At 69.5% G+C, this 12767-nt stretch carries 13 protein-coding genes; 12 read left to right on the forward strand and 1 reads right to left on the reverse strand.

Going from position 1 to position 12767, the window contains the following annotated elements; all coding sequences use genetic code 11:
• The first annotated feature begins 162 nt into the window (after window positions 1-162).
• The 12 genes from ACT89H_RS14715 (at window position 163) to ACT89H_RS14770 (ending at window position 12139) form a co-directional block, all read left to right on the forward strand.
• Window positions 163-1227, forward strand: a complete 1065-nt coding sequence (locus ACT89H_RS14715; RefSeq protein WP_445109146.1) for an NlpC/P60 family protein — start codon at window positions 163-165, stop codon at window positions 1225-1227.
• 132 nt (window positions 1228-1359) lie between these two features.
• Window positions 1360-2361: a hypothetical protein gene (locus ACT89H_RS14720; protein WP_445109147.1), complete on the forward strand. Its 1002-nt coding sequence runs from the start codon at window positions 1360-1362 to the stop codon at window positions 2359-2361.
• 190 nt (window positions 2362-2551) lie between these two features.
• On the forward strand, window positions 2552-3679 hold the full coding sequence (locus tag ACT89H_RS14725; RefSeq protein ID WP_445109148.1) for a glycosyltransferase family 4 protein: 1128 nt from the start codon (window positions 2552-2554) through the stop codon (window positions 3677-3679).
• Window positions 3680-3708: 29 nt separating this feature from the next.
• The gene (locus ACT89H_RS14730) at window positions 3709-4092 is read left to right on the forward strand and encodes a polyketide cyclase / dehydrase and lipid transport (protein ID WP_445109149.1); all 384 of its coding nucleotides are present in this window, start codon (window positions 3709-3711) and stop codon (window positions 4090-4092) included.
• 37 nt (window positions 4093-4129) lie between these two features.
• Window positions 4130-4564: an SRPBCC family protein gene (locus ACT89H_RS14735; RefSeq protein ID WP_445109150.1), complete on the forward strand. Its 435-nt coding sequence runs from the start codon at window positions 4130-4132 to the stop codon at window positions 4562-4564.
• Between the two features lie 23 nt (window positions 4565-4587).
• The gene (locus ACT89H_RS14740; protein WP_445109340.1) at window positions 4588-5862 is read left to right on the forward strand and encodes an ArsA family ATPase; all 1275 of its coding nucleotides are present in this window, start codon (window positions 4588-4590) and stop codon (window positions 5860-5862) included.
• A complete protein-coding gene (locus tag ACT89H_RS14745; RefSeq protein WP_445109151.1) occupies window positions 5852-6268 on the forward strand; it encodes a hypothetical protein in 417 nt (138 codons plus the stop codon). The genes ACT89H_RS14740 and ACT89H_RS14745 overlap by 11 nt, the downstream gene beginning before the upstream one ends.
• An 8-nt stretch (window positions 6269-6276) precedes the next feature.
• Window positions 6277-7275, forward strand: coding sequence for an ROK family glucokinase (locus ACT89H_RS14750; protein ID WP_445109152.1), 999 nt, complete (start codon window positions 6277-6279; stop codon window positions 7273-7275).
• A 178-nt stretch (window positions 7276-7453) separates the two neighbouring features.
• Window positions 7454-8185, forward strand: coding sequence for a lysophospholipid acyltransferase family protein (locus ACT89H_RS14755; protein ID WP_445109153.1), 732 nt, complete (start codon window positions 7454-7456; stop codon window positions 8183-8185).
• Window positions 8186-8408: 223 nt separating this feature from the next.
• Window positions 8409-9173: a sporulation protein gene (locus ACT89H_RS14760; protein WP_445109154.1), complete on the forward strand. Its 765-nt coding sequence runs from the start codon at window positions 8409-8411 to the stop codon at window positions 9171-9173.
• Between the two features lie 70 nt (window positions 9174-9243).
• Window positions 9244-10809 carry an alkaline phosphatase D family protein gene (locus ACT89H_RS14765; RefSeq protein ID WP_445109155.1) on the forward strand — a complete coding sequence of 522 codons (1566 nt, stop codon included), beginning with the start codon at window positions 9244-9246 and terminating at the stop codon, window positions 10807-10809.
• 52 nt (window positions 10810-10861) lie between these two features.
• Entirely contained in the window at window positions 10862-12139 is a 1278-nt protein-coding gene (locus tag ACT89H_RS14770; protein ID WP_445109156.1) for an FAD-binding oxidoreductase, read from the forward strand.
• 105 nt (window positions 12140-12244) lie between these two features.
• Here the strand turns inward: ACT89H_RS14770 and ACT89H_RS14775 are convergent, their stop codons facing one another.
• A complete protein-coding gene (locus ACT89H_RS14775; RefSeq protein WP_445109157.1) occupies window positions 12245-12748 on the reverse strand; it encodes an SPW repeat protein in 504 nt (167 codons plus the stop codon).
• Window positions 12749-12767: the final 19 nt, after the last annotated feature.

Genomic DNA, 12767 nt, shown 5'->3' on the forward strand with positions numbered 1-12767 from the left:
GTCTCGTTCTCTACTGGACATCGACAAGGGCCGTTCCGTAACCTAAACGAGACCTTCGACTGATCACCCCGGTTCGCCCGGCGCAAACCAGGGGCCTGTCGAAGGCATTCCGCGTCGGTTTCGCGAGAGATCGCTTCACAAAAGAACGGGGCACCGCGGGCTGTGGCTGAGCATCACCGGAGACAGCAGACCCAACGTCTGGCGGGAGCGACGCTGGCCGCCGGATTGCTGGCCGCCGGTCTCTACGGCGGCGGCCCGGCGGGAGCGGATCCGGTAGCGCTTCCCACGACCGCCACCGAAGCCGTGCAGCGAATGATCGATCTGTCTCGCCAGTCCGAACAGCTCAACCAGCAGGCACTGGGCGCGGAAGCCGAGCTGGAGGCGAAACTCGCCGTCCAGCGTGACGCCGACGCCCGCCTGGCCGCCGGCACCGATCTGGTGAACCGGGCTCGGGACGAGATCCGCAGGTATCAGCCGGTCATCGACCGGACCGCCATCGCCGCCTACCAGGGCGCCCGCACCAATCGCCTGTTCGCCGTGCTGGTCAGCGACTCACCGCAGCAACTGCTCGACCAGATGTCCACGCTCGATGTGGTGGCCGCGCAGACCTCCGAGCAGCTCGACCACTACAAGAAGGCCACCGACGCCGCGACCGCTGCCGAATCGTCGGCTCGCGCCGCCGCCGACGCCGCACGGTCCGCCGCGCAGAAAGCCGAGGCGGTGCGCATCGATCTGGAACACAAGCGCAGCGACCTCGGCGGCGCCATCGCCCAGGTGGTGCAAGCCTGGGGCACGCTGTCGGCCAAGGACAAGTCGGCTCTGGCCGGATCACCCTTCCCGCCCGGCTTCGACCGCGACAGCCTCTTGCAAGGCCTCGTCCCCGGCAGTGGGACCAGCGCGCTGGCGGCGGGGCTCACGCGGGTGGGCGACCCCTATGTCTGGGGCGCCACCGGTCCGAACCAGTTCGACTGCTCCGGCCTCGTCCAATGGGCGTTCAAGCAGGTCGGCAAGAACGTGCCGAGGACGAGCTCGCAGCAGGCCACTTACGGCACGCCCGTGGCCAAGGAGGATCTGCAGCCCGGCGACGTCGTCTTCTTCTACTCCGACATCTCGCACGTCGGCATCTACGCGGGTAACGGACTCATCCTGCACGCCTCGACCTTCGGCGTGCCGGTCGCGGTCGCGCCCATGGGCTCGACACCGTTCCATTCGGCTCGGCGATACTAGCGGCCGTGAGCGAGCCATCCAGCCGCACCGCATTACCAACGGCCCGACCGACCGGCGACGGGCGACGGTGAGCCACCCGCCCGCTCGACGCGGCACTTCCGCCACCGCCCTGTCCCCGGCCGGGCCGCGCCGATGACCGGCATCCGGAGAGTGCGCGCGTGGTGGTCGGCGCGGCGGCGATTCGAGTTCTGTCTCACCGTCGCGATGGTGGTGGTGCTCACCGGCGTGTGTGTCGCCCTGATCATGTTGCCGAGCACGGTGTTGCCGAAACTGCGGGCCGCGGAGCCCGGGGGGACCGAGGCGGTGGGTCAGGCGGCGGCTGCCGATCCCAGGCTGGCCGAGGTGCGGCGCATCGTCGAACCGTTCGGATCGATCATCGCCCGCCAGGTGCCGACCGGAGACGGGCAGCGATCCCTGGTCGTCGGCCATCCCGACCAGCGGATCGAAATCGACGTGCTCGAACGTGCACTCGCCGACGCCACCGAGGCGGTGACCGACGTCTGGGGTCCCGGCTGGGCACAGTCCGCACTCGTCGTCGTCGCCTCGTCGCCCTCCGAATTCGCGGCCCTGCTGCGCTCACCCGGCCTCCTGCCCACCGAAGTCGCCGCCGCCTCCATCGCCGACCCGGTCACGCCCGGAAGCCGGCCCACCGGCCAGCGCGTCGTCTTCGGTCCCGACACCGGGCGCCGCCTCGATCCCGAGGGCATGGCCGCCTTGCTGCGGCATGAACTCACCCACATCGCCGCTCGCGCCGACACCGCCGACGGCGCCCCGCTGTGGATGCTGGAAGGATTCGCCGACTACACCGCGCACCATCGCGACGGCCAGCGGTTCGCCGACATCGCTCCCACGCTCACCGCGCGCGCTCACGCGGGCCGGATTCCGGAGGATCTGCCGCCCGACCCCGACTTCTCCGGTCCCGACGCCGCTTTCACGTATGAAAAGGCCTGGTCGATCTGCGCCTTCGTCGCCGAGAAGTACGACCGGGCCCATCTCGTCCAGCTCTACCGCCGCATCGCGGCGGGCCCACAGGACGCGGCCACCGAAGACGGCATCCTCCGCGAAGTCCTCGGCACCACCCGCACCGATTTCGTCGACGACTGGCGCGAGTGGCTCCGCACCCGGACCGCCTGACCCATAGCTCGCGTTTGCACCGCCGCCGCGTAGACGACGAAGGAGCAAGCAAGCCACACAGCCGAGCTTTGCGCGGCCGCCGCGTCGGCGACGAAGGAGCAAGCGGCGGTCGCGCACACGCGAGCCACAAAAGGGCCGCGAACACGCCGCGCCGAAGGCGCGGCCGAACAAACACAGTATTTTGTTGCGCATGGCCCGAACTTTGCTGGTTACCAATGATTTCCCGCCACGGCCGGGCGGTATCCAGTCGTATCTGCAGGCTCTGGCCGGCGAACTGCCGCCGGACGACCTCGTGGTCTACGCTCCACGCTGGCGTGGCGACAGCCATCTGAAGTTCGATGCCAGGCAGAAGTTCCAGGTCATTCGCCATCCCACCACGCTGATGCTGCCGACTCCGCTGGTGCTGCGCCGCGCCACGCGGCTGCTGCGCAGCGAGCAGTGCGACACGGTGTGGTTCGGGGCGGCGGCGCCGCTGGCGCTGATGTCGCCCGCGCTGCGTCGGGCGGGCGCCGAACGCATTCTGGCCAGCACGCACGGCCATGAGGTCGGCTGGTCGATGCTGCCCGCGGCCAGGCAGGCGCTGCGCGCGATCGGCGAGCACACCGACGTGGTCACCTACGTCAGCCGCTACACCCGCCGCCGGTTCGCGTCCGCGTTCGGCCCGAATGCGGCGCTCGAGTACCTGCCGCCCGGCGTGGATTCCGAGGTCTTCCGCCCGGATCCGGCCGCACGTGCCGAGCTGCGCGGCCGGTACGGCCTGGGCGAGCGCCCGACCATCCTGTGCCTGTCCCGGTTGGTGCCGCGCAAGGGTCAAGACGCGCTGATCCTGGCGATGCGCGAGATCCGCGAACGAGTGCGCGGCGCGGTCCTGGTGATCGCGGGTGGCGGTCCCTCCGAAGACAAGTTGCGCGCCCTCGCGGCGACCGCGGGCGTCACCGAGGACGTGGTGTTCACCGGCCGCGTCCCGTCCGGCGAGCTGGCCGCGCATCACACGCTGGCGGACGTCTTCGCCATGCCGTGCCGGACCAGGGGCGCGGGGCTCGACGTGGAAGGGCTCGGCATCGTCTACCTGGAAGCGTCGGCGTCCGGCGTCCCGGTGGTCGCGGGCAATTCCGGCGGCGCGCCGGAGACCGTGATCGAGGGCAAGACCGGTCGGGTGGTGGACGGCCGTTCCGTGCAGCAGATCGCCGACGCACTGGTGGAGATCCTGTCGGACCGGGACGCCGCCGCGCGGATGGGCGCGGCCGGGCGCGCGTTCGTCGAGCAGCAGTGGCGCTGGGACAGCCTGGGCGCGCGGCTGCGCCAGCTGCTGCGGTGATCGGCGTCGCATCTACTACGCTCAGCGGAGTGAGCAGTATCCAGGTCGCAGATCAGACCTTCGTCGCCGCACCGGGGGGTGCCGTGGCCGAGCTGCTGGCGGCCCCGAGCAATTGGCGCCGGTGGTGGCCGGACCTGTCCCTGGAGGTCCGGGAGGATCGGGCCGAGAAGGGCGTCCGCTGGGCGGTGTCCGGCGGCCTGACCGGGACCATGGAGGTGTGGCTGGAGCCCGCGCTCGACGGGGTGATCCTGCACTATTTCCTGCACGTCGAGCCGGTGCCCGCGCTGCCCGAGGGCAAGCTCGCCGCCGCCAACCGGGCGCGCCGGGTCGCGGGCAAGAACATGTCGTTCGAGGTGAAGTCCCGGTTGGAGGCGGGCCGCCCCGCCGGTGTCACTCCCGCGCCCCAGCCTTGATCTACCAGCACCGACGCTGAAAGGAACCGCTGTACGCATGGCCGACCGGACCCAGAGATCGATCGTCATCGAGGCCCCGTCGCAGCAGGTGATGTCCGTCATCGCCGATCTGGAGTCCTACCCGGAATGGGTATCGGCGGCGAAGTCGGTGGAGGTGCTGGAGGTGGGGCCGGACGGTTTGGCCGAGACCGCGCGGTTCGTGCTGGACGCCGGGGTGGTCAAGGACACCTACGTCCTGTCCTACGACTGGCGCGCCGACCGCAAGGCGGTCAGCTGGCGGCTGCTCAGCGGCGAGTTGCAGAAGACGCAGAACGGCACCTATGAGCTGTTCGATCGGCCCGGTGGCACCGAGGTCATCTACACGCTGACGGTCGATCTGAACATCCCGATGATCGGCATGTTCAAACGCAAGGCCGAGAAAGTGATCACCGATACCGCGCTGAAGGAACTGAAGAAACGGGTCGAAGGCTGACCGCGCGCGCGACCCGGGTCGAACTGTTCATCGGCAAGGGTGGAGTGGGCAAGACCACGCTCGCGTGCGCCACCGCCATGGCCGAGATCAGGTCCGGCCGTCGCGTGCTGGTCGCCTCGCTCGATCAGGCGCATTCGCTGGGCGATGCGCTGGGTTTCCGGTTCCCGCACGATCCGGGCACCGTCACCGGTGTGGCCACTGTGCTGCCCGGGTTGGACGTGATCGAGATCGATTCGCTCGCGCTGCTGGAGGACCGGTTCCGTGACGTGGTGCGCCTCATCTCGACCGGCCGCGGGCACGAGCACGGTTTCGACCTCACCGCGCTGGACCCGGCGGAGCTGACCGGACTGCCCGGCGTGCAGGAACTGCTGATGTTGGTGGAGATCGCCCAGTTCGCCGCGGAGGACGACTGGGATCTGATCGTCGTCGACTGCCCGCCCTCGGCGGACATGCTGCGCATCGTCACCGCGCCGGGGACCCTGCTGGGCTACATCGAACGGATGTGGCCGCCGCACGCGCGAGCGATGAGCGCCGTCGGCACCGACCTGCGGCGCGCCGTGCTGGCGGCCACGGTGGAAAGAATCGTCCAGGCGGTCACGGAAGTTCGCGATCTGCTCGCCGACCACCGGCGCACGAGGGCGCGGCTGGTCACCCTCGCCGAGCGAGTCGCGGTGGCCGAATCGCAGCGGGTGCGTTCCGCCGCGGCGCTGCTGGGCCTGCGGCTGGACGCCGTGGTGGTGAACAAGGTGCTGCCCGACCTCGCGGCGGCCGCCGGAGCCGAACACCCAGCGGTGCAGTGGTATTCGAACCGGCGCGGCGAGCAATCGGACGCCATCGCCGAGTTGCGGAGCACGATGCCGGGTATCCCGGTGCTGATCGCGCCGCACACCGGTCCCGAGCCGATCGGGCTGAACTCGCTGGCCGCGCTGTCGTACGCGACGGACTCGGCGGGCGACACCGGGGACGCTGCGCTTATGCTGAGCGACAATCAGACGGAGGTCGACGCGAGTTCCAGCGAACCGCTGGTTCTCCTGGAATCCGGCACCGGATCGCAGTCGGTGTACGCCCTGCGCATGCACCTGCCGGTGGTCGACGCCGCCACATTGCGCCTTGGCCGAGTGGAGGACGATTTGATCGTGGGAGCGGACGGTGTCCGGCGCAGGGTGCGCCTCGCGCCGGTATTGCGGCGGTGCACGGTCGACGGCGCCGAGCTCGATGACGGATACCTGGTGGTCCGCTTCCGGCCGGACCCTCGGGTCTGGGCGCACACGTCCGAAAGTGACGGATATGACCGGTGATCCGCACTCGCCCCGAGGCGACCGGGTCGGCGGCCGCACCGCGCCCGACGGTGTCGCCGAATTCGCCGAGGAACTGAAGTTGTTGGCCGAGGCGGTGCTGGAACGGGTCGAGCCGGTGCTGCGGCGCGCGGCCGACGGACCGGTCGAGTGGTCCAGTTGCAGCTGGTGTCCGGTGTGCGCGGCCGCGGCGCTCGTGCGCGGCGAGCACCACGACGTGCTGGCCGCGATCGCCGATCACGGCACCGCGATCGTCACCGTGCTGCGCGAAGCGCTGGCGGGAGAGCCGGTCGAACCCGTCATGCCCAGCGACGTCGACCCGCAGACCGGCGCGCCGCATCGCCACGGTCCAGCCGAGGACGGCAACGGTCCTCGTTACGTCGACATTCCCGTGACGATCAAGGTATGACGCACCAGATGGCCGGTACACGACCGCTGACCGTCGGAATAGACGTCGGCGGCACCAACATTCGGGCGTCGGTGATCGATGACAGCGGCGAGGTGCTGGACACGGTCCAGGCGCCCACGCCGCATTCCGCGCGAGCGCTGGAGGACGCGCTGGATCGGGCCGTGCGCGACCTGTCCGGCAGGCACGCCATCGGCGCGGTCGGCCTGGCGGTCGCCGGATTCATCAACGGTGATCGCTCGACCGTCCGGTTCGCCCCGCACCTGCCGTGGCAGGACGCCCCGGTCGCCCAGCGGCTCACCGAACGGCTGGGCCTGCCGGTGATCCTGGAACACGACGCCAACGCGGCGATGTGGGCCGAGTACCGGTTCGGCGCCGCTGCGGGCGGGCACAACGTGGTGCTCGTCGCGATCGGCACCGGCATCGGCGCCGCGCTGCTCATCGACGGCCGGCTGTACCGGGGCACGCACGGCGTCGCACCGGAACTGGGTCATCTGCAGGTCGTTCCGCAAGGGCGGGCCTGCCCGTGCGGCAAGCAGGGGTGCTGGGAGCGCTACTGCAGCGGAACCGCCCTGGCGGACACCGCGATCGAGATGATGGCCAGCGACACGGTGCGTTCGGTGCTGGCCAGGGATGTGGCGCGCGATCCGGGCTCGCTGACCGGGCGGCGGGTGGCGGGCGCGGCGCAGGACGGCGACCCGCTCGCCGTACGGGTGATGGCCGACTTCGCGCGCTGGCTCGGGCTCGGGCTGGCGTTCGTCAGCGATCTCTTCGATCCCGACCTGGTGGTGATCGCGGGCGGGGTGAGCAGTTCGGCGCCGCTGTTTCTGGACGAGGCGCGCGAGGAGTACGCGCGCGCGATCACGGGCGCCGGACACCGGCCGCTGGCCCGTATCCGGACCACCCAGCTCGGCGAGGCAGCGGGCATGATCGGCGCCGCCGACCTCGCCAGGGCGGCCTTCTCCGCCGGCGCGCGCAAGTCCGCGCGCGTGGCACGGAGCAACCGGTGACAGCACCGGCCACGACCCTCGTGGCCTGCCGCGACACGCCGAAGGTCGCCATCGGTCGGCGTCAGGGCCGAAGTGTGGTGAGATTTCCCGCTGCGGTTGGATGTGATCTCGCACCGGCGGTAAAGTCGGCAACTGAAGCAGATGCCCGTAACTATCCCGGTCCCGGGGGAAGGACGTCATGTTCTACTGGCTGCTGAAGTTCGTGCTGCTGGGACCGTTCATTCATCTCTACAACCGGCCTACGGTCGAAGGTGTGGAGAACATTCCGGCGGACGGGCCGGCCATCATGGCGGGTAACCACCTTTCCTTCGCCGACTGGCTGTTCGCTCCTTTGCTGAGCCCGCGGCGGATCAACTACCTCGCCAAGGCCGAGTACTTCACCACCCCGGGCATCAAGGGCCGGTTGCAGAAGTTCTTCTTCAGCGCTTCGGGCCAGTACCCGATCGACCGCAGCTGCGCCGACGCCGCCGAGGACGCGCTGAACGCCGCCCGCAAGCTGCTCGATCAGGGCCGTCTGGTCGGCCTCTACCCCGAGGGCACCCGCTCCCCCGACGGTCGCCTGTACAAGGGCAAGACCGGCTTGGCCCGCCTCGCTTTGGAGACCGGCGTGCCCGTCATCCCGGTCGCCGTCATCGGCACCGACGAGGTCAGCCCGCCCGGACCGTTCCGCTGGCGCCGCAGGAAGGTGACCGTCAAGTTCGGCGAACCGATCGACTTCTCCCGCTACGAGGGCATGGGCGGCAACCGCTTCGTCGAGCGCGCCGTCACCGACGAGGTCATGTACGAGCTGATGCAGCTCACCGGGCAGGAGTATGTCGACGTCTACGCCCACAGCCTGAAGAAGGGCGTCCCCAACGGCAGCCGCCCCGCCGCCGTCCCCGTCCGCATCCCGGACACCGCCGCGGGCTGATCGCCGCGGCACAGTGTCGATCGCGGCCCCGAGGCGGCGTCGATAACGCCTGCAGTGACAAGGATCCCGCTACTTGCGACGCCTTCTTCGCCGCCGGTCGATCGACGACCTGACGAACTAGGCGCAAACCGACGCGTGAACGATGCCCTGGACTCGGCCGAGTTGTCCAGGGCGACAAGGTAATGACAAGCCTTCGGTAAGACGGCCCGGCGAGAATACGAGCATGTTCAAGAAGTTGCTGGCGGCGGCCGGGATCGGCGGGGCCGACGTGGAGACCGAGTTGTTCACACCGGGTGTGCAGCCCGGGGGCACGGTGGAGGGCATGATCCGGTTGCGGGGCGGGGCGGTTGCGCAGGAGATCACCCACGTGGCCGTCGAGTTCGTGACCAGGGCCGAGCAGGAGTACGAGGATCACGAAGGCGTGCGCGACATCGCCTTCGGCCGTACGGGGGTGCACGGACCGCTGCACCTGCCCGAGGGTGCGCCAGTCGAATTCCGGTTCGCGGCCCGCGCGCCGATGGAAACACCCATCACCTTCTACAACGGACGGCACCTGCCCGGCACGGTGGTCGCACTGCGCACGATCGTGGAGATCCACGGCGCGGTGGACGCCGCCGACACCGACCCGATCGGCGTCGGCGCACTGCCCGCCCAGCACGTCCTGCTGGAAGCGGTGGAGCACTTGGGATTCCACCTGTGCAGCGCGGACGTGGAAGCGGGCCGGGTGCACGACACGCCTCAGACGCTGCCGTTCTACCAGGAGATCGAGTTCGCGGGTTCGCCGCACTACCCCGGCTTGAACCAGCTCGAGGTGACTTTCGTTCCGACCGAGACCGGCATGAGCGTGGTCCTGGAAGCCGACAAACGCGGTGGCCGGTTCTCCGAGGGCCGAGACGTGTACGACGCGCTGTGGGTGGACTACCAGCACCTGGGCGGCGTGGACTGGGCGGGCGAACTGCACCACCGCATCGCTCGCTTGGCGCACTGAGCTCTGCTTGTTGTCCACCCGGACCCGACTCGTTCACGCGCCGTTGACGTAGTTGCGTCAGGGTTGGATCATGACCGGCTCGGACTCGAGACCCTCCCGGCGCACCATATTGCGCGCCTCCGCACTCGGACTCGTGGCAGCCCCGGCACTGGCGGCATGCTCGCCGGGCAACGGCCCGGCGCTGGTCCGGCAGCGGCCGGTGCTCACGCACGGGGTCGCGGTCGGCGATCCGCGCTCGGACGGCGCCCTGATCTGGGCCCGCGCCGATCGCCCCGCCACCTTGATCGTGGAAACCGCCGCCACAGAATCGTTCACCGATCCCAAGCGTTTCACCGGGCCGCTGCTCACGCCGGACTCCGACGGCACCGGCCGGGTACGGGTCAACGGCCTGCCCGCCGGAACGCAGGTGCACTACCGGGTGACGCTGCGTGGCGAGGACGGCGCCACCTCCGAACCGGTCACCGGCGTCTTTCGCACCGCTCCCACCGCCGCGGCGGACATCCGGCTCCAGTGGTCCGGCGACGTCGCGGGCCAGGGCTACGGCATCAACCCGGCGCTGGGCGGAATGAAGATCTTCGCCGCCATGGCCGCCCGCGACCCGCACCTGTTCCTGCATTCCGGCGACTCCATCTACGCCGACGGACCGCTGCAGGAAACGGTCGCCCTGCCCGACGGCCGGATCTGGCGCAATGTGGTGAGCGAGGCGAAAAGCGCTGTCGCGCAGACTCTCGATCAGTTCCGCGGCAACTACGCCTACAACCTGACCGACGAGAACTACCGCCGCTTCAACAGTTCGGTCGCCCAAGTGGTGCAGTGGGACGACCACGAGACGGTCAACAACTGGTACCCGGGCGGGCTGGTCGCCGAATCCAAGGGCTACACCGAACGCGCCATGGACACCCTGGCCACCCGCTCCTGGCAGGCTTTCCACGAGTGGATGCCGCTGGAGCCGAGGGAAGCGGTGGACGGGCGCCTGTACCGCAAGATCGGCTACGGTCCGCTGCTCGACGTCTTCGTGCTGGACATGCGCACGAACAAGGACGCCAACAACGCGAACAACGGACCCGACGGCCGCATCTTCGGCCCGGCCCAGACGAAGTGGCTCATCGACAGCCTGCGCGAATCCACCGCCACCTGGAAGATCATCGCCAACGACCTGCCGCTCGGCCTGGTCGTCCCCGACGGCGAGCAGAAGAACACCACCGCCTTCGAGGGACCCGCCAACGGCGACCCCGGCGCACCGTCGGGCCGGGAACGCGAGATCGCCCAGGTGTTGTCGTCGATCAAGGCGAACAAGGTGGCAAACGTCGTCTGGCTCACCGCCGACGTGCACTACACGGCGGCCCACCGCTATTCGCCCGCACGCGCGGCTTTCACCGACTTCGACGAGTTCTGGGAGTTCGTCTCCGGTCCGCTCAACGCGGGGGCGTTCGGCCCGAACCAGCTCGACGGCACGTTCGGTCCGGAGGCGGTCTACGTGCACGCTCCGCCGGTGCAGAACAGCTCGCCGCTGGATGCCTTCCAGCATTTCGGCGAGGTGCGCATCGACGGAAAGTCAAGGGAACTGACCGTCGATCTGTGCGACGCCGCCGGATCCGTCCTGTTCAGCAAGAGCCTTGCGCCCGCGTCGCGGTGACACCCGCGTTCGGGGAAGCGGCGCGGGCCGCGCTGTGGTTAGCTTTTCTGCCATGAGCACGCCGCACATTGTCTCCAACGCCGAGGAATACCTCCCCCGCGATACCGCCGATGTCGTTCGCACGGTGCGGGATTCACGCGGGCGATCGGAACGGCTGATGGTGCGCGGCGGCGAGCTGATCGACGAGGGGCTCGCGCTGCCCGCCCAGCCGACCGTGGTGTCGCTGCGCCGGATGAATCAGGTGCTGGACATCAACCTGGGCCGGCGCACCGTCCGGGTGCAGGCGGGCGCCAAACTCTCCGATATCGACCGCAGGCTCGGCGCGCACGGCCTCGGCCTGCCCATCGTCGGCGACCACCGCGACATCACCGCGGGCGGCTTCGCCTCGGTCGGCGGTGTCAGCGCGGCGTCGCACAAACACGGCCTGTTCATCGACCAGATCGTCGATCTGGAGTACGTGGACACCGACGGGCGCATCGGCACCTGCGGACGCACCCACCACACCGAACGGTTCCAGCGCATCCTGGGCGCGGGCGGCCGGGCGGGCATCATCACCGCGCTCACCCTGGACGCGATCGAGATCGACAAGGAACGCACCTGGCTGACCACCCACGCCGACCGGTTCCTCGACTTCGACTCCTTCGTCGAGCACGCCTACGCCGAGATCCTGCGGCCCGGCAATGCCGAACTGCAGGTCGGCCGCTGGGTCGACACGGCGCCGCTGAAGGTGGCACACCCGGTCGGCACCGGCCACGTACAACTGGGCACCGTCCGCTTCGGACAATGGTCGAGCCTGTACCCCACCGCGCCCACGCGGGGCCTGCGCGCCCGCCGCGAAGTCGGCTCGCGCGCACGGAAGTCGCTGGGCGCCATCGCCTCCGCCGCACCCGGCAAAGCGGGCATGCCCGTACGCAACGCGGCCGCGGGCGCCGTGCTGTTCGCCCCGAAGGTGCAAACCCTGCGCGACGCCGAGTATCTCGCCGATACGGCACTCAGCTCCTCCGAGCGAGGCCCCGCCTACCGGGTGGGCATTTTCGCGCCCCTGTCGAGCTACACATCGGTGTTCTACCGCCTGCACGACCTCTTCTCCGGCCACCGCGAACACACCGGCTGCTTCACCGTCATCTCCGCCATGACCTACGGCGTCCGCTCCCGCTACCTGCGCACCGAATCCGCCGCCCGCGGCCTGCCCACCGAAGACCACGGCCTGATCACCTTCACCTGCCGCCTCCGCCCCGCCGCGCTCCCCTCGGAACTGTTGCGCGACATCGTCTCCGGCATCGAGGAGATCTGCCGCTCGGAAAACGCACTGCGGTACGAGGCGGAGTAGCGGCTCGATCGTCCGGCCACCGCCCGCCGCGCTGCTGACGCAACGGCGGGCGGACCTGCGTCAGGGAACTGGAACTCCTGGGTTACCGCCGGCGCGGATCCCGTTTCACCGCGTGGTCGTCTCCGGTGGAAGCCCGGACGCTCGCGGAGTTCGAGTCGTGCTCGCACCCGCTCCCTGGCCGGTGTGTCGCCCAGTCCGGCTCATCCCCAGGAACATCGACGCCAGACCCAGCAGCACGGCGAGTGCGCCCGCGACCACGTTGTTCCAGATCGTCGATGTGGTATCGACGTTCCCGCTGACGATCCATGGAGCGACGATCGTCCACAGGCCGATCAGCGGAGCGGCCCAGACGATGCCGTGTGTCCGCCCGTACACCGAGGCGAATCCGAGGGCCAGCATCGCGAGGGCGATACCGCAGATCAGGTTGTTGACGGTCAAGGTCGAGAATCCGTTGAATCCGACCACCCACGGGGAGATCGCGGTATAGAGCCCGGTCAAGAACAGCAGGCCGGTGACCGCCTGGGCGTCCGGCTCTTCCGAGGCGCGCTCGTATTTCTCCCGCAACTCCACGATGTCGGGATGCCGACTCATCATGGTTTCACTACTCATGCTCTCCACCACCTTCGGG

The sequence above is a fragment of the Nocardia aegles genome, from assembly GCF_052545135.1.